The organism is Runella sp. SP2, from assembly GCF_003711225.1.
Taxonomy (GTDB): domain Bacteria; phylum Bacteroidota; class Bacteroidia; order Cytophagales; family Spirosomataceae; genus Runella.
This window is the reverse complement of record NZ_CP031030.1, coordinates 4,655,259-4,675,395: the sequence shown is the minus strand read 5'-3', so window position 1 is coordinate 4,675,395 and position 20,137 is coordinate 4,655,259. Positions and strand designations below refer to the sequence as shown.

The window sequence follows — 20,137 nt, the reverse complement described above, 5'->3', positions numbered from 1 at the left end:
TTTGTGAGTGGAAAGGTAGTATCGAGGTGGCAAGACTGGATGGCAAGGCGTATTTTTGTGCCTATTGCTGCTTTCGTGGCATCTCATTTGGTGTTTACCAAGAGCTTCCCGTGGCAAGCAGGCTATTTTTTTCCATGGCCTTATTTTCTGACAGTTGCTACGGTGATGCTTTCGTGTTGGGAAATAAATCTGCGTTTGTTTTGGTGGTTAGACGCATCGCATCCATTCTATATCAACCCATTGAAGCGAATTGTTCGCCAATTAGCGTTTAATGGAAGTGCAACATTGCTGACGTTTATACTTGTTTTTCCACTGGCACAGCGGGTGTATGTGGGGCGTTGGCCTGCATTTTCGTTACTGTTTACGGGGACAATCGTTTGTTTTACCATTGCAATCATTGTGAACGGGGCTTATATTTCCCTCTATTTACTCCGAACGATTTATTGGCAAAACACGAATTTTTCTACTGAAAACGGAAAGAGTGTGTTTCCCGAAAAACTACTAGAGGTATCACAAAAGTGGTTGATTCTGATAGCTACGCCTCACGGGCAATTGATGTTACAACCAGTAGATATAGCCTATTTTTATTCTTCAGGTGGGGTAATTTTATTAGTTAAAGCGGATGGCAGCAAACACACAACAAGTTATGCCTCTTTGGTAGTGTTGTCTGAGCAATTGGGTGTTTATACGTGTTTTTTTGTGATTAGTCGCCAATTTATAGTTTGTGTTAATGCCATAAAAGCGGTAAAGGAAGAAGCCAATCGGAAGCTAACAGTTTCGCTAGTACCAGCATTGCGACAAGCGGATGCCACTGAAGAGGTGGTGGTGAGCCGCTATCGAAGTGGCGAGTTTAAAAAATGGCTAGCAAAAGCTGTTTCCACCTGACCATTCATCCCCAAAATCGCTACCATTCGTTTTTTAAAGGATAAATCTGCTCGACACTTTGCCAAAAACTGCGGTTACTTTGGGTGGGTAATGACGCCCAGACTTTAACCGTTCGTTGGACAATGCAGCCTAATCTTCATTTCTTTCCTATTCCCATTTCTGATGGACTTTCTTGGGCCTTTGGGGGCGTAGTTATCTGTTTGGGATGGTTTCTTTGGCGCCTGTTGCGCACCGTTTCACAGCGTATTGCTTCCTACTTTTTGGTGCTGGGTTTGGCGTGGTTGGGTATGCTTTGGGGGCTTGCCCAAACACCCTTTTTTGTGCAGTTGGATGCCAAGCCTCCGCGCTTTTTGGTGATTATAGTCCCGCCAGTAGCATTCGTTGCCTCCCTGTTTTTAACCCGTCAAGGGCGGTATTTTCTTGACCAACTTCCGCTGAAATCGTTAACGTGGCTGCATACCGTTCGAGTAGCGGTAGAAGTATCACTTTGGTATTTGTTTTTGGAACATCAAATCCCCCAAATGATGACATTTAAAGGTTATAATTGGGATATTTTGGCGGGTATTACTGCACCACTACTTGTATGGTATCTTCAACGTGGCACACCGCCTCGCTGGGTTGTATTGGGGTGGAACCTGCTGGCTTTAGGATTGCTTATCAACATTGTAGGGATGGCCATTCTTTCGGCGCCTTTGCCATTTCAGCAACTAAATTTCACTCAGCCCAATGTCGGTGTATTCAAATCATCGTTCATTTGGTTACCAGGATTTGTGGTTCCTGTGGTACTTTGGGCGCATTTGGTGGTGATTCGGCGTATTTATGCCACAGGAAGCTGAAACCAGAATCGGCTGCCTAGACCAATTTCGCTCTCTACTCCAATCTTTCCCTTTTGGGCTTCGATAAACTCTTTGGAAATAGCCAACCCGAGTCCCGTACCTGTTTTGCTCTGGCTGTTGGAGGGTACTTGAAAATAGCGTTCAAAGACCCGTTGTTGGTATTTGAGGTCGATGCCTTTGCCCAAGTCTTTGACCGAAAATTCAAGGTAATTGGCTTTTGTGCTAGGTTTAACTTCTACTTCAATAATTGATTTTTCGGGACTGTGACGGATGGCGTTGGAAAGAAAGTTTAACAATACCCAAGTGGTTTTGTCCGAATCGGCTTGAACCAAAGGAAGAGGCGATGGAACCTGTACTTGAATGTCAATCTGTTTTTGGGAGGCAAAAAACTGGAGGGCTTCCACGGCGGGAGTTACGATTTCGGTGGGCGAAACGCTCCTAAAATTGAGTTGAAGATTGCCCGTCTCTACTTGCGATAAATCAAGTAATTCGCCCGTAATCTTGAGTAATCGTTGGCTGTCTTCTTGAATCTGGGTGACAAGTAGTTTTTGTTCGCCGTTAAGGTTGCCAATGCGGTCGTTTTCGAGCAGTTTTAAGCTCATTTTGATGCTCGAAATGGGGGTTTTAAGCTCATGCGAAATGGTGGCAATAAAATTGGTTTTGGCTTGATCGAGGTCATGAAACGGCGTAATGTTTTTGAGAACGATGACTTTACCCAAACGTTTTTCTTCATTGGTGACTTCCAACGTTTCTTTTGAAAAATAGCTTTCGCGTTCATTGGCGAAAATCTTGAGTGGTTTGGCCGTCGGTTCGTCGTTGAGAAGGGTACGAAGTAAGTCATTTTTGAGGGCAATATCGGGGGCGTATCTTCCTACAATTTGAACGGCATCAAGCCCGAGCATGGTGGCTGCTACGGAGTTGATAAACAACAAATGATTGTGCTCATCTAGCCCGATGATGGCGTCGTTCATTTGGTTGATGATGGTTTCGGTACGGCGTTTTTCAAACAAAACCCTCGCCAAACTGCTGTGTTCGTATTCATCGAGCTTTTGCGCCATTTGATTGAACGCTTTGGCCATTTCGCCTAGTTCGTCGTTGCGTTCTACGCCTAGGCGTGGTTCGTAGTTTTTGCGGGTAATTTCGCGTAAACCTTCGGTAAGCTGCTGTATTGGGTCAGAAATGTACCGAGGGAAGTTAATAATAAACGAAAAGGCAATGAGTGCACAAAACGTGGCGATGAAAACCAAGTAGGAATAGATTTCGTCAGCCATTTTTTTGACCTGTTCGTTTTTTTGAAAAATGGATTGCATGTTGAGTTGTACAATCGTATTCAGCTGTTTGTTGATAAGCCCAATACGGCTGCTGTCTCGGGTAGTCCGAAACGCATTAAAATGGTTGCGAACTTGTCGAGTGCTTTCTCCTTCCCCGAGCTCTGTAATGTTGCGTTCTTGTTGAAGGAGGGCTTCATTAAACGATTGAAAATCTTCGGATTTCCAGTTGTTTTCGTCGATGATTCCACGCATCGCGCGAGCGTACTCAAGCGAAATGTAATTATCTTTTAAAATCCCTTGGGCTTCTTGGGAAAGTTTTTGCAGATACCAAGCGCCTAGCCCGCCAAGGAGAAGTATTACGACAAATAAAAAGCCAAGCGCTAGGCGTAGTTTTGCTTTGAGTTTCATGGAGAGGGTTCTATTAGGGTCAAACGATAGTCAGACCAACGATTTCGGTCTGACTATCGTCTGACCTTTCTTGCGGTTTTGGTCTGACTGCCGTCTGACCTTTCTTGCGGTTTTGGTCTGACTATCGTCTGACCTTTTAGCTGATAACAATTAAATCAATGTCTTTGTCGGCTACTTTTTGGAGCAATTTATGAAAGAGCGAGTTTCCCGTTATGCTGCTCCAAAAACCCTCGTGCGGTTTGCCGATGCAAATGTTCGTGCTGTTTTGTTTCTGGGCCATCTCAAAAATAGTTTGCACTACGTCGTTGCTTTTTATACGTACGACTTCGCCGCCTAGTTCGGTGGCCAATTTAAAATTATTAATGAGGTGACGTTGGGCGGCTAGGCCGATTTTATCGGCATCCTCTTTGGTGGTCTGCACGTAAAGAACGCACCATTTCCCTTGGTAATAACTGGCCAAACGGGCTGTTTTGCGTAAAATCTTGCGGGCAATTTCGTGGTTAGAACTGATGCAGGCCAGAAATCGTTCGGAACGAAGTCCCACTTTTTGAACGACTTCGGTTTCCACTTTTCGCTCCACTTGGGAGGCTACTTCTTTGAGAGCCAACTCTCGCAACTGCAAGATTTTTTCGGCCTGAAAGAAATGGTTTAGCGCCGTCTCCACCTTCGATTTATCGTAGATTTTGCCTTCTTTGAGCCGCGTGATAAGTTCATCGGCGGTGAGGTCAATATTTACCACTTCGTTGGCCTGCTGCAAAAGGCTGTCGGGTACGGTCTCTTTTACTTCAATGCCTGTAATGTTAAACACCTCTTCGTTGAGACTTTCTAAATGCTGAATATTGACGGCCGAGATGACATTGATGCCCGCATTGAGAATATCGACTACATCTTGCCAGCGTTTTTCATTTTTTGACCCTTGAATATTGGTATGCGCCAACTCATCCACCACTACGACTTCGGGATGCAGGTTTAGGATGGCCTGCACGTCCATTTCCTCTAATTCTTTGCCACGGTAAAAAACGGTACGGTGTGGAATCATCGGAAGTCCTTCTAACAAAGCGTGGGTTTCGGGGCGGCGGTGGGTTTCGACAAACCCGATTTTAACATTGACGCCGTGTCGCAAAAGCGTGTGCGCTTCTTGCAACATGCGGTAGGTTTTGCCAACGCCCGCACTCATGCCAATATATACTTTGAACTTCCCTCGCTTTGATTTCTGAATCAGGTCGAGGAAATAAGCCGCGTTGGGTTCGGGTGGTTGAGAGGGCATAAGGTCAAAAAGAAAGTGCTAAAGAGGTGGTCAATGTAAAATTTTGACAGGTGGCCGTTCCGTGCTTCTCAAAAATGGCATCTTTACTATTCAGGTTTCTAGCTTCTACCCGCCACGCGACGTTGGGAAGTGGCACAAAGTCAACGTTACACGAAAAACCGTTGGTAACAAACCCATTGGGCGTTCCTGTTGCAATAACTATCCCCGTTTTGTCGGTGTAGTTTTCGGCCCTACCCGCGATGACCCATTTGGGGTGTACTTGGTATTTGAGAATGACCGCCCAACTGCTCCACGCGTCGTACTTTGAGGAACTTGTTTGCCGTTGTTCCATTCCATAATCAATGTCTGCGATAATGGCCCATTGGGGAGTCAACTGAACAATCCCGTAAAAATTGTGAAAGAAACGGTTTCGGTTAGAGTCGTCGGGGCGACCTCCCAAAAAAGTACTAGAGTTGAGCGTGACGTTTGCGGTGGGTTTGAACGTTACTTGCGTACCTATTGCCAGCCGCGTATTTCCGTCGGGGCGACGCATTTGTTGCCAGCCGTTGAGAATCAATCCCGACACCAACCATTTTTCGTTGGGGGAAGTGTAGCCAATTTTTACCCCCGTTTCGTAGTAAGGCGTATTGTCGGCCATGAGGCTGCGGGTTAAAGCCCAACAATCCTTCGAAATGGCACTTTCAAAACCAATGTGCGACGAAAATACACCCGCATCGAGCCAAAGTTGTCGGTTTTTGGAGAGTTTAATGCCAACATTCGCCTCGTAAATGTTGCGTAAAGTGGCAGGTTCAGCCGCTAAGTTAGCATTGGGGTAAGTTCCTGCCATAAGTGCTAGATTTGCACGTAATTGTTGAGACGTATAGGCCGCTTTTACAAAACCTAAATTGATGTTGAACTCATTGTGGCGGTTGTGGCTATAGACAAACGAGGGGCGCTCATTGCGAGCAGGTTGATTAAAATCATAGCTGTAATAGGCTTCTACGTAGCCACTCACGTTAAGCTTGGACGTAGAGTCATGTTGCGCAAAAAGACAAAACAGGGGTAAGCCTGACAATAGAGCGATTAAAAACGATTTCATCTTGATTTTTGGAAAAATGACCTATTTCAACTGGTCTAATGCGATATTAAGTGCTAAAATATTGACTTTGTCGGGGCCAAACAACCCAAGCCAGGGGGATTCGGTATGTGCCTGAACAAGATTTCTTACTTGTGCTTCTGACAGATGACGGATTTTGGCAATGCGAGCAACTTGAACGAAGGCTGCTTGGGGCGACAAATGAGGGTCAAGTCCGCTGCCCGAAGCCGTAACGAGTTCGGCAGGAATTTCTGCTTTTTGAACGGAAGGGTTATGGACTAAAAATGTGTCAATACGTGCTTGTACTTGGGCTAAATAGTCGGGGTTAGAAGGACCTTTGTTGGAACCTCCCGAACCAGCGGCATTGTACTCAACCGCCGAAGGACGCGACCAAAAATAGGTATCATGAGTGAATTTTTGACCCACTTTGGCAAAACCAACCACCCGGCCGTTGGCAGAAATTGTCTCGCCACGGCCTTGGGCGGGAGCTACAAACGCCGCTCCCCAAACGAGTAAAGGATAAATAACGACCAAAAGCACAAAGGTGGCGAGGGTCATAATAACGGCAGAAAAAAAGTGCGTTCTCATCTTTTTAGAATAATTGTTTAAACAAGACTCCCCACTAATAAATCAATGAGTTTGATGCCGATAAAAGGAATAATAAGTCCTCCCAAACCGTAAACTAGCAGGTTTCGACGAAGTAGCGCGCTTGCCCCAATCGGCTTGTAAGCTACCCCTTTTAATGCCAACGGAATAAGCATCGGGATGATGATTGCGTTGAAAATAACCGCCGATAAAATGGCACTTTCAGGGCTACTGAGGTGCATGATGTTGAGCGATTGCAGGGCAGGAATGGACGTCATAAACAAGGCAGGCACGATGGCAAAGTACTTGGCGACGTCGTTGGCAATGGAGAAAGTTGTGAGTGTTCCTCGGGTCATCAACAACTGTTTTCCAATTTCCACAATTTCAATCAGTTTGGTGGGGTCGTTGTCCAAATCCACCATGTTTCCAGCTTCTTTGGCGGCTTGGGTTCCGCTGTTCATGGCCACACCTACGTCAGCTTGGGCGAGGGCAGGGGCGTCGTTGGTACCATCGCCCATCATAGCCACCAGCTTACCGTTGGCTTGCTCGGCGCGGATGTAGTTCATCTTATCTTCGGGTTTTGCTTCGGCAATAAAATCATCTACACCCGCGACTTGAGCAATGTATTTGGCCGTGAGTGGGTTGTCGCCCGTTACCATCACGGTTTTTACCCCCATTTTGCGCAGACGTTCAAAACGCTCTTGAATACCAGGTTTAATCACATCTTGCAGCTCAATGACGCCTAGTACGCGCTCGTTTTCGGAAACCACCAGCGGAGTTCCTCCGTTGGATGCAATTTCGCGAACTTTTACGGCCGTATCCTCGGGGAAGGTATTGCCTGCTTGTTCTACCAATCGGCGAATGGAATCCTGCGCACCTTTACGAATGCGGAGGCCGTTGGGTAAGTTGACTCCTGAGCAGCGAGTTTCGGCCGTAAACGGGATAAATTCCCCCGTAGCCCCGCGCAGCGTTAGGGGGCCAGCCAACTCAACAATGGATTTACCTTCGGGGGTGTCGTCGGACTGCGAGGAATAAAGAGCAGCAGTGATAAAATGCTCATTTTGAATGCCTGTGGTTGGCCAAAAATGGGTGGCCTTACGGTTCCCAATGGTGATGGTTCCTGTTTTATCCAATAAGAGTGTATCCACGTCGCCAGCTGTCTCCACCGCTTTTCCCGATTTGGTAATGACATTGGCGCGGAGGGCGCGATCCATTCCTGCAATCCCAATCGCGGAGAGCAAACCGCCGATTGTAGTGGGAATCAGGCAGACAAACAACGAGATAAAGGCCGATATGGGAATAGGTGTATTGGCATAATCCGCAAAAGGTTTGAGGGTGACGCACACAATCACAAAAATGAGCGTGAAACCTGCCAAAAGAATCGTGAGCGCAATTTCATTGGGCGTTTTTTGACGGGAAGCACCTTCCACCAATGCAATCATTTTGTCCAAAAAGCTCTCCCCTGGCTGAGTCGTTACCTTTACTTTGATATGGTCTGAGAGAACTTTGGTGCCTCCTGTGACGGACGATTTATCGCCACCTGCTTCCCGAATCACAGGAGCCGATTCGCCCGTGATGGCCGATTCGTCGATGGTTGCGAGTCCTTCGATAATTTCACCGTCAGACGGGATGATATCGCCTGCTTCGCAGACAAAAATATCACCTTTGTTCAATTGCGAAGAAGGGATGATTTGTTGTTCATTGACCTTCATATTTCCTACAGGACGAATGACTTTCGCAGGCGTTTCTTCGCGGGTTTTACGGAGGCTATCGGCTTGGGCTTTTCCACGGGCTTCGGCCAAGGCTTCTGCGAAATTGGCAAAAAGAAGGGTAAGCAACAAGATGGCAAACACCAGGAAGTTGTACGTTAGACTACCCTGGGTAGTGTCGCCTCCGAAAGCGATTTGGAGGCAAACAAAAAACATCACCACCGTTCCTAACTCGACCGTAAACATGACGGGATTTCGGAACATCACAGCGGGATTAAGTTTGATAAAAGATTCTATCAGAGCGGTTTTGGCCATTCCTCCCTGCAAGAGAGAGGAAGATTGAGAACGTTTCATATTTTTTGTAATTTTGAATAAAAAATTATTTAGCTATGTCTATTCAGCAGACCGAAGCATTAGTGGCCACAGTAAATGAATTGGGGTATGATTCTGTAGAAATGTTTGCCTTGGAGAAAGCCAAGGAAGTTTTGTGTGCCGAAATGGCAATATATCAGCAGGAAGTAACTGAGTTTGAACATAAGTACGGAATGGATTTTCAGTCATTTTTAGAAAAATTTGACTCAATCAGCCAGGTTGGTTTGTTTGAGAAAGAAGATGACGAAATGGAGTGGAGGGCATGTTTAAAAGCAATTGAATTGGTAGAGCGCAAATTGAAAACTTTGGAATAACAATGCCGTTACCCGATTTAGCTGCTTTTGAGGCTGTTCTTACAAACTCCACTCTAATCAAAGAACTGTTAACTCCGCGCATTTACATTTTGAAATACAAGCTTAATTTGATAGATGGTAGCACACTTTACGTTAAAGAAGTTACTGTCTTTGAAGAAAATAAAATCGATTATGGTTACCAATGGCAAAGACCTGATGCTTCTCTAATTGTGCGTTGGGACAATGCACATGAGTACCCCAACCTTTCCACCTCCCCTTTTCATAAACATGTCGGTGCTGAAACCAATGTGTTATCCTCCGAGCCGATGACCATTCAAAAAGTACTGATTTATATTTCCAATCAACTTAGCGCAACGTAAAATACTCTGCCAGTGGCCCAAGTGCCAACGCTGGGAAAAACGACAACGCAGCAACAATAAAGATGACGGCCAATACCATAAAACCAAAGGTCGCGGTGTCGGTTTGGAGCGTTCCTGAGGATTCGGGAATGTATTTTTTGTTGGCTAAAATACCCGCTATTGCTACTGGGCCGATGATGGGCAAATAGCGACTTAGAAGTAATACAATTCCACACGTAATGTTCCAAAAAGGGTTGTTGTCGGCAAGCCCTTCAAAGCCTGAACCATTGTTGGCCGAAGACGAGGTGTATTCGTACAGCATTTCTGAAAAACCGTGAAAGCTAGGGTTGTTGTGCCATCCAATGTTGGGGTTTTGAACAAAAACAAAGCTAGACAAAGCTGTGAATGCCAAAATCAAGAACGTATGAAGCAGCGCGACTAACGTGGCAATTTTCATTTCTTTTGCCTCAATTTTTTTACCCAAAAACTCGGGTGTGCGGCCTACCATCAGCCCCGAAATAAATACGGCAATGATGATGAAAATGTAGAAATTGAGAAAGCCAACCCCAACCCCGCCGTAAAGAGCGTTGATCATCATATCGAGCATCTGCAAAGCGCCCGACAGTGGGGTCATGCTGTCGTGCATGGCATTGACTGAACCGTTGGAAGTCGCAGTCGTAGCCATTCCCCAAAACGCTGAAGCGGCCGCTCCAAAACGTGTCTCTTTTCCTTCCATGCTCCCGTGTGATTGGTCAATTCCCAATGCTGAAATAGCGGGATTTCCTTGCATTTCGACGTAAACCGAAGCTCCCGCCATCAATAAAAAGCCAAAGGTCATCACGCCAAAAATCATCCAAGCTAGTCTCTTGCGGTTGAGGTAGAAGCCTAACGCAAACACAAACGCAATGGGAATGAGTAGGATAAGAATATTTTCGACGGCATTGGTGAAGTAGCTGGGGTTTTCTAAGGGGTGAGCTGAATTTACCCCAAACCAGCCACCTCCATTGGTTCCGACTTGCTTGATGGCAATCATGGCGGCGGCAGGCCCGCGCGATACTTGTACGGAATCACCTTGCATTGTGACAATCGAGGCTTTCCCTTCCCAATTCATAGGAACACCGTTGAACACCAACAAAAGTGCTGAAACTAAGGATAATGGTAGTAGAATACGGGTACAAGATTTTAGGAAATACACGTAGAAATTCCCCAGCCCCCTAACCCCCAATGGGGGGACAGTTATTCCCCCATTGGGGGTTAGGGGGCTGGGTTTCATCGCTTTAAACACGATGGCGCCCGCGGCCATGCCCGTTCCAGCCGTCACAAATTGCATAAACATCAACCCAGCGAGTTGCGAAAGATACGTAACTCCCGTTTCGCCTGAATAGTGCTGTAAATTACAGTTGACCAAGAATGAAACTGCGGTGTTAAAAGCTAAATCTGGGCTCATGGAGGGGTTCCCATCAGGGTTCAGTGGCAACCAGCCTTGGTTCATTAAAATGAACATCATCCAGAAAAACCAAATAAAGTTGATGGTAAGCAGCGCGACAAGGTGTTCTTGCCACGTCATTTCCTTTTTGGGATTGATGCGGCAGATTTTATAAACCCATTCTTCGAGCGGAGACAGAAAGTCCAACCAAGTGGGTTGACCTAAATATACCTTGGCAATGTAGCGCCCGAGGGGCAATGCTAGCAGGACAGTCAAACCAAAAATAAGTGTGATACCGAGAAGTTCGTACAACATAGGAGTAAGATTAAAATTTTTCGGGCTTGAGTAAGACGTACACTAAGTAGCCAAAGACGGCCAAAGCGAGGATGAATAATAGAAGGAACATGAGGCTATCGTTTTGCTAAGTCAAAACCGCTTATGCGGACATAGCCATAGATGCCAAAGCTGTGCCATAGCTTTGGGTGTTTGTGTAAATGGTTTGTAATTAGGGAGTTGTCTGTTTAGGGGCGATGAAAGGAGAAAGGGGAGTTTTTCAAAATGAAAAAAGAGTTTTTCATTTTGAAAAAGGCGAAAAAAGAATTTAAAATGTATATTTGTGTAAAATGGTGGATTATGACAGTAACAATTAAAGCGAATGCTACCAAAGCGGATATTGAAAACCAGCTTCAAAAACTGAAGGATAAAAAGAGGTTTAATGCAAAAAAATACCTTGGGAAACTAGACTGGGGCCAAGACCCTCTTGTTTATCAACAGGAATTGAGGAGGGAGTAATTTTATGGATGCTGTGTTTGCAGATACCAATGCACTTATTAGACTCTTGGGCGGAGATACAATGGTGGCAGAATTAACAGATAACAAGCTAGTGTTCATCTCGGAGATGACTGAGATGGAAATGCTTTGTAAGCCTAATATTAATAAAGAACAGCGCCGAATTATTCGTTCATTACTGGATGATTGTGTGATAGTTCCATTTTCTCCAGAAATAAAGCAAAAAGCTATAAAGATAAGATTGAGTACTAGATTGAAACTGGTAGATGCTATCGTTGGCGCTACGGCAATAAATATGGGATTTAATCTTATTACTAATGATTTAGCTTTTGCTAGCCTAGATAACTTGCTCAATGTGATTTTGCTCCCTAATTTGGAGTAACACGTCTAAATGTTCAAAGAAAGATGTAGTTCTCCTACAACCCATACTCTTCAATTTTACGATAAAGCGTAGTAAGTCCGATGCCTAACAAGCGGGCTGCTTCGGGTTTTTGGTGTTGGGTATGTTGAAGAATGCGGCGGATGTGCTGTTTTTCGAGTTCGGCGAGGGTTATTATGCCCTGAAACGAAGAATCATTGCCCCCCTGAATATCATAAGGCAGTTCATTAGGTGTCAACTCTGACTGAGGAGGCAACAGGATAATGGCTCGTTCAATCACGTTTTTCAATTCACGGATGTTGCCTTTCCACGAATGTTGAGCCAGCTTTTGAAGAAATTCGGGAGAAATTGATGGAGCCGAACGGTTCATTTTTTTGGCATATAACTGCACAAAATAAGCAGCCAGAAGCGGAATATCACTCGGACGCTCGCGAAGCGCGGGTAGGGGAATTTCAAATACGGATAACCGAAAGTACAAATCAAGGCGGAAGTGCTGCTGCTCGGCTTCTTGGCGTAGGTTGCGGTTGGTAGCGGCTACAAAACGAACATTGACGTTCGTAGGTTTGGTATCGCCCACTTTATAAAACGAGCTGGTTTCGAGTACGCGTAGAAGTTTTGCTTGCAGGTCAAGGCTCATTTCGCCGATTTCGTCCAAAAATAGCGTCCCACCGTGGGCTTCTTCGAGCAATCCTTTTTTGTCTTTCAAAGCGCCCGTAAATGCCCCCGCTCGGTGTCCAAAAAGCTCACTTTCGAGGATTTCTCGGCTGAAGGCGCTGCAATTGAGCGCGACAAAGGGCTTGTCTCGCCGTGGACTTTCGTGGTGAATAGCTTGGGAAAATACTTCTTTTCCCGTTCCTGTTTCTCCCAAAAGCAAAACAGTTGTGTCGGTTTGGGCTACTTTTTTAGCAAGCAAAATGGCTTGTTGCACTACGGACGATGTGCCTATAATACTTTCAAACCCTACTTTTTGGCGAACCTTCTCTTCGAGGCGTTTTACTTTCTGTTGAAGTTCGGCTTTTTCTACCGCTCGTGCCACTAGCGGAACGATGCGGTCGTTGTCGTCGCCTTTGGTGAGGTAGTCAAAAGCGCCATTTTTAACAGCCTGCACGCCGTCGGCAATAGTGCCATAAGCAGTGAGCAGAATAAACTCGACGAGTGGGAAACTTGCTTTGAGTTGTTTTGTCAATTCTACCCCGTGGGCGTCGGGTAGTTTTACGTCGCAGACAACTACCTGAATGTCTTGTTTTTCAAGTAATTGTCTGGCCGATTTTGCATCACCAGCCTCGCTGACGTGGTAGCCTTCCAATTCCAAGATTCGCTTGAGCAACCCGCGTAGTTTGACTTCGTCGTCGATGAGGAGAAGGTTTGCCATAGGTAGGAATGTTATCCGTTAACAGTTAACGGATAACAATTAACATTTTATTGACCCTCGTACTCTGCCAACGTCTCACGTAAGAACTTCAAGAAAGGAGCTGAGAACTCTTTGCGTTTGAGGGCAAATTTGACGGTTGTTTTCAAGAAATCAAGTTTGTTGCCAATGTCGTGGCGCTCGCCTTCGATGCGGTGGGCGTAGATGTTTTCACGACGGAGCAAGATTTGGAACGAATCGGTCAACTGAATTTCGCCACCTTTTCCTTTGCCCGTTTGCTCAATCGCCGTAAAGATTTCGGGAGAAAGAATATAACGCCCCGCAATCGCAAGGTTCGACGGCGCTGCTTCGATGGAAGGTTTTTCGACGAGGCTGTCGAGTTTCATAATGGTTTCGCTCAAAGCGTCGCCGCCTACAATCCCGTAACGGTTTACTTTTTCGCGAGGAACGGTTTCTACGGCGATGACTGTGCTTTGGTACTGCTCGTAGGTATCGATAAGCTGTTGCGTAACAGGAATCACCGAATCCATGATGGTGTCGCCCAAAAGTACCGCAAATGGCTCGTTACCAACGTGTTGTTTGGCGTAATAAATGGCATCTCCGAGGCCATTGGTTTCGCGTTGACGAACGTAATGGATATTGGCCATGTCGGACAAGCGGCGCATTTCGTTCCAAAGTAGCTCATCTTGTTTTTCTTCCAACTTCGCTTCCAACTCTACGTTGCGGTCAAAGTGGTCTTCGATGGCGCGTTTGCCACGGCCTGTGATGATAAGAATATCTTCAATTCCCGAATCGACGGCTTCTTGCACTACGTACTGAATGGTAGGCGTGTCGATGATAGGAAGCATTTCCTTGGGTTGAGACTTGGTAGCAGGTAAGAATCGAGTACCTAGACCTGCGGCGGGTATAACGGCTTTACGAATCATTGTGGGGGGGAGAGCACTAAGGCCAATTGATTATTTTTTTAAATTCTTTTGGTTTAACAACTTTAAGTTTTGGAAAAGTAAGTTCGTTGAAGACATTAAAGTGGCGGTCGAAACTGACTAAACAGAAGGCATTTGTTGAAATAGCTAAGTCGGAAAACTTACGGTGCGCCGTTGCGATTATCATCAGGGTCATCAGCAATAAGATTCCAGCGAAAGGCAGGTTCTGAAAAAAGTACATTTGGTGCAGCCATGAGGATATTTAGAACCAAATCTGCTGTTTCTGATGAATAAAATTCAGTTAATTTTTCGTGATATTCATTTAAAATCTCCGTACTTACTACTCATTCAAAGACCTCTGCTTTGAAAGCATCATAGATAAATCGTTCAAAATTGCCCTTTTTAATGGTAGTGCGCAGAACATTCGTATCAATAACAACTCTCATTTTTTAGGAGTACGTTGGTGTTGTTTACGAAGCTTCTCAAAGTCGTTGTCTGTGATATTTTTTTGTTTGACGACTTTCTCAATTTCGTTGTCTAATTCATCAGATAAGAACTGAACAAGTGCTCGCTTTATTTTTAATGTTTGATCCTCTGACATGGGGCGTGCAAACATCCTAAGTAAGCTAAGTTGCACTTCATTAAGTGGCAATTGGTCAACTGTTTTCATGAATGAACATAGTTTTTAACAAAATTAACAAAAAACAACTACTTACTTTCCATACAATGCTTTAGCGGCTGGTTCGTATTTGTCGCCTGCGATCCAGTAAGGCTTTACGGGTTTGTTGCCAATGAGGCGAGCCGTGTAGGCAAACGATTGGCAGAATTTCAATAAATAATCGAAATCGACCGAGTCAGGATTGTCGGCGGCTTGGTGGTAATACTTGGCAATTTCTCCGTCAAAACTCTTAAAACCTGGGGCGAAATCGGGGGCTGGAATGCCTTTCGCCGCCAAGCTTACATTATCTGAGCGGTCAAACAGCCCTTGTTCGGGCGATGGGTCGCCAAAAACGCCTAGTCCGAATGCTTTGCAACCTGCTTCGATTTCGGCTTTGCAGTTGGTACGGTCAAGCCCAATGACCGATACGAGGGTTTTGTCGGCGTAGCCTGCACCGTCGCTGTTGAGGTTAAAAACGCACTGATTGAGCGGCACAAGCGGATGGTCGGCGTAGTATTTACTGCCCAACAAACCTATTTCTTCGCCCGTATAAGCGATGAGCAAAACCGAACGTTTGGTGGGTTTGAGCGAAAGGGTTTTGGCCGCTGTAAGCATCGCTACCGTTCCGAAGGCGTTGTCGCGCGCACCGTTGAAAATACTATCGGCAGCCGTGTAGGTATTGCCGCCTTTTTTGCCCATCCCTACATGGTCGAAGTGCGCGGTTACGACCACGTACTCATTTTTAAGGACAGGGTCGGTGCCCTCAATTACTCCCACTACATTGTGCGATTTGACAGCAGTTTGCTCGCGGCCAGTGGTTTTGAAGGTAGCCTGCGTAGCGCCACTTTTAAACAAATCGGCGTATTTCTTTTGTTGTCCATTGACCCACACGTGCGCCACGGCATCGCCCAAGCCGTTGTCTATGCTTGTTTTTTCCCCGCCAAAATAGCGAGAAGCAAACGACCACGGGATTTGGGCGGTAAACAGTTCTATCAATAACGCCGCTCCTTTTTGCGTGGCAAGTTTACGCTTTTCGTTGGAGGCGGTAAATAGCTCTTGGGGCGTTTTGGATTCGGAAGTGCCAATTTGAGCCACCACTATTTTACCCTTTACGTCGGTTTTATAATCATCTGCCAATCCATACCCTACAAAGACGATGTCGGCGGTGAGGTTGGCGGCACCACTTCCCAAAATCACAAATTCTTTGTTGACCCGTAACGTGTCGTTGTTAGCGATAAGTACGCCTTCTTTGGCCGACTTTTGATTAACAAAAGGAACCAACTGTAAGTAGTCAGTTTGGCCAGGTGCGGGCTTAATGCCTAATACGCGAAATTGCTCGGCGATGTAGCGTGAAGCCACCAAATTCCCCTGTTCGCCCGTGCGGCGTCCCTGCAATTCGTCCGATGCTAAAAAACGCATGTGCATTTCTACTTCGGCACGAGGATGTTGGGTTTCGGGTAGTTTTTTAGGGGCTTGCCCTATCGCAAATTGCGATGCGAGGACGAAAGCAATGGCTGTTTTTTGGACGATAGAACGCATGAAAATGTTGATGATTGGTTTATAGTGACTGGGATTAAGCACTCTCCAAAATCTTGGGGCCGTCTTGGTTGATTTGTGAAACATAGCTTTTGGTGGTAATACCCACACTGCCAAAGGCTTCGCTCATCGCTTTGGCGACGCGGTCGGCGGTTTCGCGGCCACGGCTCAAGGCAAACATCGAAGGCCCAGCTCCCGAAATACTGCAACCCAAAGCGCCGTTGTCGAGGGCGGCTTGTTTTACGTGGTCAAACTCAGGAATCAAAATCGAACGTACAGGCTCGATGATGACATCGACCATGGAGCGACTGACCAAGTCGTAATCTTCTTGCATCAAGCCCGCAATTAGTCCCGCTACGTTGCCCATTTGTGAAATGGTATTTTTGAGCGAAACCTCGTTGCGGAGGATGTAGCGCGCGTCTTTGGTGTTAACCTCCACATCGGGATGGACGAGGGTGCAGTAAAGCTCGTTGGGAACTTTTACCTTAAAAACGTCGAGGGGTGCATAGCTACGAATGACAACAAAACCTCCCAAAAGCGAAGGCCCGACATTGTCGGCGTGGGCGGCTCCGCAAGCAATGCGCTCCCCTTCCATGGCGAACGGCAGGAGTTCTTGGCGAGAAAGTGGGCTTCCCAGCAGTTCATTGATGGCAAATACACCCACGACCGAACTTGCAGAACTTGAGCCCATTCCGCTGCCCAATGGCATATTTTTATGTAAAACTACCTCTATACCTTGGTTAGATCCGATGTGTTGTAAAAACTTGAGCATGACCACCGTCACGGCGTTGCGTTCGGGGTTGCGGGGGAGGCGGCCGTTGTCGCCGATAATATCTTTGATAACCACCCCTGGTTCATCGCGTTTGCGAAGTTCGACGATGTCGCCAGGTTGGTCGAGAGCAAATCCAAAAATATCAAACCCGCAGGCTACGTTGGCAACAGTAGCTGGGGCAAATGCTTTAATGTAATCCATGTGTCAATCAGATGATAAGGCGGAATGATAATTTGACAAAAGTACATAAAAACCTAAAAAAACAGCACGACTTCAAAAGCCGTGCCGTGAGGAGTAAAACAGAAGAAAATGTTAATCAGAGGGCAAAGCCGAGTTTGAGGTCAAGAAGGAAGTTACTAATACCCAAAACGTAGGGTTTTCTGTCCAATAATCCCTTTGTAAGGTTGAGGTCAACAAAGCCATTTTTGAATAATTTTCGTTGGTAGCCTAGCAGTAACCCTGTATTGATGAACGCAGGAGTAAAGGTGAATGAATTTTTGTAAAGCTCGGTTTTGGCAGAGCTATGTGAACCGAAAAAAATGGTATTCAGCCCCGCATAAAGCCCTGACAGGTTATTACCAGATTTACCCAAACGCATTTGGCGATTCATGAGCAAATACCAACGCGGTTGAATAGCCAACTTCGCCGTCAAAATCACTCCTTGACTATTTCCTCTGAAAGACGTTCCTGTTTCAGGGTTATAGAATGATACGTTTTGTTGGAAAGCATTGGATGCTGATAAGTCCAAATACGAGCTGATGGATAGCGGCGATTGGGCGATTTTGTGTTCATACCCGATGCTTCCATGAAATAGTTGGGTAGAGGCACTTAGGTGGATTATGGGCCAGTTGAACTTCCACAAACTACGTTCGTTTTCAAGGCACTTAAACACGTCACGGGGCACTTTTGCCGTCTTTTTAAAATCAGCTAGTGCTATCCCTATTTTGAAGCGGGTGGTGATAGACCAATTGTGCTGAGGGGCTGAAGTAATACTTTGGCGAATATTGTTCCAATCAACGGGCTGTTTCACAGAATTATCTCCATCCAAAAAGGTCAGTTGTCGGTGGACTTGTTGGTCAGTTCTTCGGTTCAATGACAGAGACATGTCAATGAGTCCATATTTAAATAAACGTCGTTGTATCCCGTAACTCAGGCTTAGTTGGGAATTGTAATAGTTACTGAAATAATCGGTATCCCATTTTCCATTGAATCCAGAGAGAGTAGTTCTAATAGATTCGTTATTTTGCCAAACCTTTTCATATTTAAAAGATACATAATTGCCAGAGAAGTTGTTGCTGCTTTTGCCTTCTCTAATGCGAGAAACCATATTATAGTACCACCGCGCTTCTGCTGATGTTGCCCAGTTTTTGTTAGAGCCAGATGAATACAAGTCAGAGTAATCGGTAAGTCCGTCGGGAGTTACAGGACGATTGGAAAGGCGAGTTACGTCAACACCAATCGAAAGAGAATGACTTATCTTGTATTCGGCGCCTAATCTAAAGTCAACGACATGATTTACGTAGCTTCTTTTAAAGGGGTGAGAAGCAAGTAAGTTATTGATGTCTCCATAGCCTTTCAACATCCACTTCGTCGGCTCTTTAGTCATAAACACGTAATCGTAACGGTCAATAAAACGCTGTTTTTCGAACGTACCTGTTTCTTCGGAGTGGGAAATGCGTACGGAGTCAGCGCTTTCTTGGGCAAATACGGTTGAGATTCCTCCTAAGGTCAGAATGACAAAGAGGAGTGTCGAGTGCAGAAGGCCGAGTGTCGAATAGAGGAGGGAGAATGTTTTTTTCATGGCTGTGGAAGGTTAGAGGGCGAAGCCGAGTTTGAAACTGCTATAAGGTTCAAAAATGGGTTGATGCCTGGTGGTGGAGCGCTCCTTGTAAACTAATCCGAGCTGAAAATCAAAAAAACCTTTCTCAAATATCCTTCTTTGCATTCCCCAAGTGGCGTAGGCGGCTCTGGTGTTATACCAGCGTGTTTCTCGTTTTACTTGAAAAATAGGGTTATAATCCATGTCGCTAAATGACAACAATTGACTGCCCATAATAGCAAAGTAGTTGCCTGAAAGGTTATTGGCTGATTTCCCTTCTCTTATTCGCTTTTTGAGGTTGTAGTAGTACCTAGGCTGTACTAAAATGGCACTGCCAGCGACGAAAAACTGTGATCCAAATGATTGGAGTGCCTTGCGGCTCAAATACGAAAGAGAGAGATTTAACTCAGTGTTGATTGACCACGCTGATTTTGCAATTTTTCTTTCATACGAAACGGGTAAGGAAAAGTTCAATTGGCGATTAGTAAGGGTGAAAGGTGCGGCGATATTGATTTTAAAAAGTTGATTTTCTTCTTTGAAGCACTTCCAAATGTTGCAATCGCTGGCCTTGAGATTTGCTGTTTTTTTGGCCGCAGTAAATCCCAAACCGAATTTTACATCCGAAAATAGAAACCACTCATCTTTAGGAGCGGGAATATTGATACTAGATTGATTGGGCAAGGCCAAATCGTAGGTAGTGCGTCCGATATTGAGCGAGAAGTCCGCAAATCCTCGCTCGAAAAACCTTTTTTGAGTACCTAATTTCAAAACAAAAATTTGAGAATTCTTGTACCATCCATTGGGTTGGTTTCCGATGAATGGTAATTCGACCAGCTTGCTTACAATTTTAATAGAGGGGATGTCAAAACTTTGTCCGTACCTAAAGCCTACATACGAACCTGTCAGGTTGTTGGCTTGCAAACCTTTTTGTAAGCGTTTTTTCATGTCGTAAAACCAGCGGACTTCGGCACTCGCAAAATGAGATGACCATTGGAAATCATAAACATAGCCCCCACTTAAACCTACATCAATGGAGAACGATGAACCGATTTTATGTTCATACCCGAATGCATAGGACAATGAACTAGGTAAACCTCCTGAGATTTCATTGCTTGGCCCTCTTAATTGCAAACTGGGTATAGGACTAGCTGATAAGTATCCTTTCAGCATCCATTTCGTCGGCTCTTTGGTCATAAACACGTAATCGTAACGGTCAATAAAACGTTGTTTTTCGAGCGTTCCCGTTTCTTCGGAGTGGGAAATGCGTACGGAGTCAGCGCTTTCTTGGGCAAATGCGGTGGAGATTCCTCCTAAGGTCGGAATGATAAATAGGAGTGTCGAGTGCAGATACAGAAGGCAGCGGGTCGAATAGAGGAGGGCGAATGCTTTTTTCATGGCGCTGAGAG

20 protein-coding genes are annotated in these 20,137 nt (G+C 45.5%); 6 read left to right on the top strand and 14 right to left on the bottom strand.

What is annotated here, in order from left to right; all coding sequences use genetic code 11:
* Window positions 1–39: 39 nt before the first annotated feature.
* Both DTQ70_RS18695 and DTQ70_RS18690 read left to right on the top strand, forming a co-directional pair.
* Window positions 40–885, top strand: coding sequence for a LytTR family DNA-binding domain-containing protein (locus tag DTQ70_RS18695; RefSeq protein WP_122932217.1), 846 nt, complete (start codon window positions 40–42; stop codon window positions 883–885).
* A 122-nt stretch (window positions 886–1,007) separates the two neighbouring features.
* Window positions 1,008–1,721: a hypothetical protein gene (locus DTQ70_RS18690; protein ID WP_122932216.1), complete on the top strand. Its 714-nt coding sequence runs from the start codon at window positions 1,008–1,010 to the stop codon at window positions 1,719–1,721.
* On the opposite strand, the gene DTQ70_RS18685 is transcribed toward DTQ70_RS18690, so the two are convergent.
* The 5 genes from DTQ70_RS18685 to kdpB form a co-directional block, all read right to left on the bottom strand.
* Window positions 1,703–3,400 (bottom strand): ATP-binding protein, encoded by a 1,698-nt coding sequence (locus tag DTQ70_RS18685; protein WP_122932215.1) that lies wholly within the window; start codon window positions 3,398–3,400, stop codon window positions 1,703–1,705. The genes DTQ70_RS18690 and DTQ70_RS18685 overlap by 19 nt on opposite strands.
* A gap of 136 nt (window positions 3,401–3,536) precedes the next feature.
* Window positions 3,537–4,667, bottom strand: a complete 1,131-nt coding sequence (locus DTQ70_RS18680; RefSeq protein ID WP_122932214.1) for a sensor protein KdpD — start codon at window positions 4,665–4,667, stop codon at window positions 3,537–3,539.
* A gap of 4 nt (window positions 4,668–4,671) precedes the next feature.
* Window positions 4,672–5,745 carry a porin gene (locus DTQ70_RS18675; RefSeq protein ID WP_122932213.1) on the bottom strand — a complete coding sequence of 358 codons (1,074 nt, stop codon included), beginning with the start codon at window positions 5,743–5,745 and terminating at the stop codon, window positions 4,672–4,674.
* A 21-nt stretch (window positions 5,746–5,766) separates the two neighbouring features.
* Entirely contained in the window at window positions 5,767–6,330 is a 564-nt protein-coding gene (locus DTQ70_RS18670) for a K(+)-transporting ATPase subunit C (protein ID WP_122932212.1), read from the bottom strand.
* A 17-nt stretch (window positions 6,331–6,347) separates the two neighbouring features.
* Window positions 6,348–8,390: a potassium-transporting ATPase subunit KdpB gene (gene kdpB / locus DTQ70_RS18665; RefSeq protein WP_122932211.1), complete on the bottom strand. Its 2,043-nt coding sequence runs from the start codon at window positions 8,388–8,390 to the stop codon at window positions 6,348–6,350.
* 35 nt (window positions 8,391–8,425) lie between these two features.
* On the opposite strand from kdpB, the gene DTQ70_RS18660 reads away from it, so the two are divergent.
* Together DTQ70_RS18660 and DTQ70_RS18655 are read left to right on the top strand one after the other, a co-directional pair.
* The gene (locus DTQ70_RS18660; protein ID WP_122932210.1) at window positions 8,426–8,722 is read left to right on the top strand and encodes a hypothetical protein; all 297 of its coding nucleotides are present in this window, start codon (window positions 8,426–8,428) and stop codon (window positions 8,720–8,722) included.
* A gap of 2 nt (window positions 8,723–8,724) precedes the next feature.
* A complete protein-coding gene (locus DTQ70_RS18655) occupies window positions 8,725–9,081 on the top strand; it encodes a DUF6516 family protein (protein ID WP_122932209.1) in 357 nt (118 codons plus the stop codon).
* Here DTQ70_RS18655 and kdpA read toward each other — a convergent pair.
* Window positions 9,068–10,801 carry a potassium-transporting ATPase subunit KdpA gene (gene kdpA / locus DTQ70_RS18650; protein ID WP_122932208.1) on the bottom strand — a complete coding sequence of 578 codons (1,734 nt, stop codon included), beginning with the start codon at window positions 10,799–10,801 and terminating at the stop codon, window positions 9,068–9,070. The genes DTQ70_RS18655 and kdpA overlap by 14 nt on opposite strands.
* Before the next feature lie 10 nt (window positions 10,802–10,811).
* Window positions 10,812–10,892 (bottom strand): K(+)-transporting ATPase subunit F, encoded by an 81-nt coding sequence (gene kdpF, locus DTQ70_RS18645; protein WP_122932207.1) that lies wholly within the window; start codon window positions 10,890–10,892, stop codon window positions 10,812–10,814.
* Window positions 10,893–11,044: 152 nt separating this feature from the next.
* Between kdpF and DTQ70_RS18640 the strand changes: the two genes are divergently transcribed.
* Both DTQ70_RS18640 and DTQ70_RS18635 read left to right on the top strand, forming a co-directional pair.
* The gene (locus DTQ70_RS18640) at window positions 11,045–11,278 is read left to right on the top strand and encodes a hypothetical protein (protein WP_122932206.1); all 234 of its coding nucleotides are present in this window, start codon (window positions 11,045–11,047) and stop codon (window positions 11,276–11,278) included.
* Window positions 11,279–11,282: 4 nt separating this feature from the next.
* Window positions 11,283–11,657, top strand: a complete 375-nt coding sequence (locus tag DTQ70_RS18635; RefSeq protein WP_122932205.1) for a PIN domain-containing protein — start codon at window positions 11,283–11,285, stop codon at window positions 11,655–11,657.
* Window positions 11,658–11,691: 34 nt separating this feature from the next.
* Here DTQ70_RS18635 and DTQ70_RS18630 read toward each other — a convergent pair whose 3' ends face one another.
* The 7 genes from DTQ70_RS18630 to DTQ70_RS18595 all read right to left on the bottom strand — a co-directional run bounded on the left by DTQ70_RS18630 (window position 11,692) and on the right by DTQ70_RS18595 (window position 20,126).
* Entirely contained in the window at window positions 11,692–13,026 is a 1,335-nt protein-coding gene (locus tag DTQ70_RS18630; RefSeq protein WP_122932204.1) for a sigma-54 dependent transcriptional regulator, read from the bottom strand.
* Window positions 13,027–13,073: 47 nt separating this feature from the next.
* Window positions 13,074–13,949: a UTP--glucose-1-phosphate uridylyltransferase GalU gene (gene galU, locus DTQ70_RS18625; protein ID WP_122932203.1), complete on the bottom strand. Its 876-nt coding sequence runs from the start codon at window positions 13,947–13,949 to the stop codon at window positions 13,074–13,076.
* Between the two features lie 439 nt (window positions 13,950–14,388).
* Entirely contained in the window at window positions 14,389–14,616 is a 228-nt protein-coding gene (locus DTQ70_RS18615) for a hypothetical protein (protein ID WP_122932202.1), read from the bottom strand.
* Window positions 14,617–14,658: 42 nt separating this feature from the next.
* Window positions 14,659–16,143 carry a M28 family peptidase gene (locus DTQ70_RS18610; RefSeq protein WP_122932201.1) on the bottom strand — a complete coding sequence of 495 codons (1,485 nt, stop codon included), beginning with the start codon at window positions 16,141–16,143 and terminating at the stop codon, window positions 14,659–14,661.
* Window positions 16,144–16,177: 34 nt separating this feature from the next.
* Complete coding sequence (locus DTQ70_RS18605; RefSeq protein ID WP_122932200.1) at window positions 16,178–17,113, bottom strand: homoserine kinase; 936 nt, start codon at window positions 17,111–17,113, stop codon at window positions 16,178–16,180.
* A 115-nt stretch (window positions 17,114–17,228) separates the two neighbouring features.
* Window positions 17,229–18,713: a hypothetical protein gene (locus tag DTQ70_RS18600; protein WP_122932199.1), complete on the bottom strand. Its 1,485-nt coding sequence runs from the start codon at window positions 18,711–18,713 to the stop codon at window positions 17,229–17,231.
* Window positions 18,714–18,725: 12 nt separating this feature from the next.
* Window positions 18,726–20,126, bottom strand: a complete 1,401-nt coding sequence (locus tag DTQ70_RS18595; protein WP_122932198.1) for a hypothetical protein — start codon at window positions 20,124–20,126, stop codon at window positions 18,726–18,728.
* Window positions 20,127–20,137: the final 11 nt, after the last annotated feature.

Bases quoted from the DNA above. Each gene is read 5' to 3' on its own strand.
- DTQ70_RS18695 (WP_122932217.1), top strand. From the start codon at position 40: ATGGCAAGGCGTATTTTTGTGCCTATTGCTGCTTTCGTGGCATCTCAT.
- DTQ70_RS18690 (WP_122932216.1), top strand. From the start codon at position 1,008: ATGCAGCCTAATCTTCATTTCTTTCCTATTCCCATTTCTGATGGACTT.
- DTQ70_RS18685 (WP_122932215.1), bottom strand. From the start codon at position 3,400: ATGAAACTCAAAGCAAAACTACGCCTAGCGCTTGGCTTTTTATTTGTC.
- DTQ70_RS18680 (WP_122932214.1), bottom strand. From the start codon at position 4,667: ATGCCCTCTCAACCACCCGAACCCAACGCGGCTTATTTCCTCGACCTG.
- DTQ70_RS18675 (WP_122932213.1), bottom strand. From the start codon at position 5,745: ATGAAATCGTTTTTAATCGCTCTATTGTCAGGCTTACCCCTGTTTTGT.
- DTQ70_RS18670 (WP_122932212.1), bottom strand. From the start codon at position 6,330: ATGAGAACGCACTTTTTTTCTGCCGTTATTATGACCCTCGCCACCTTT.
- kdpB (WP_122932211.1), bottom strand. From the start codon at position 8,390: ATGAAACGTTCTCAATCTTCCTCTCTCTTGCAGGGAGGAATGGCCAAA.
- DTQ70_RS18660 (WP_122932210.1), top strand. From the start codon at position 8,426: ATGTCTATTCAGCAGACCGAAGCATTAGTGGCCACAGTAAATGAATTG.
- DTQ70_RS18655 (WP_122932209.1), top strand. From the start codon at position 8,725: ATGCCGTTACCCGATTTAGCTGCTTTTGAGGCTGTTCTTACAAACTCC.
- kdpA (WP_122932208.1), bottom strand. From the start codon at position 10,801: ATGTTGTACGAACTTCTCGGTATCACACTTATTTTTGGTTTGACTGTC.
- kdpF (WP_122932207.1), bottom strand. From the start codon at position 10,892: ATGTTCCTTCTATTATTCATCCTCGCTTTGGCCGTCTTTGGCTACTTA.
- DTQ70_RS18640 (WP_122932206.1), top strand. From the start codon at position 11,045: ATGAAAAAAGAGTTTTTCATTTTGAAAAAGGCGAAAAAAGAATTTAAA.
- DTQ70_RS18635 (WP_122932205.1), top strand. From the start codon at position 11,283: ATGGATGCTGTGTTTGCAGATACCAATGCACTTATTAGACTCTTGGGC.
- DTQ70_RS18630 (WP_122932204.1), bottom strand. From the start codon at position 13,026: ATGGCAAACCTTCTCCTCATCGACGACGAAGTCAAACTACGCGGGTTG.
- galU (WP_122932203.1), bottom strand. From the start codon at position 13,949: ATGATTCGTAAAGCCGTTATACCCGCCGCAGGTCTAGGTACTCGATTC.
- DTQ70_RS18615 (WP_122932202.1), bottom strand. From the start codon at position 14,616: ATGAAAACAGTTGACCAATTGCCACTTAATGAAGTGCAACTTAGCTTA.
- DTQ70_RS18610 (WP_122932201.1), bottom strand. From the start codon at position 16,143: ATGCGTTCTATCGTCCAAAAAACAGCCATTGCTTTCGTCCTCGCATCG.
- DTQ70_RS18605 (WP_122932200.1), bottom strand. From the start codon at position 17,113: ATGGATTACATTAAAGCATTTGCCCCAGCTACTGTTGCCAACGTAGCC.
- DTQ70_RS18600 (WP_122932199.1), bottom strand. From the start codon at position 18,713: ATGAAAAAAACATTCTCCCTCCTCTATTCGACACTCGGCCTTCTGCAC.
- DTQ70_RS18595 (WP_122932198.1), bottom strand. From the start codon at position 20,126: ATGAAAAAAGCATTCGCCCTCCTCTATTCGACCCGCTGCCTTCTGTAT.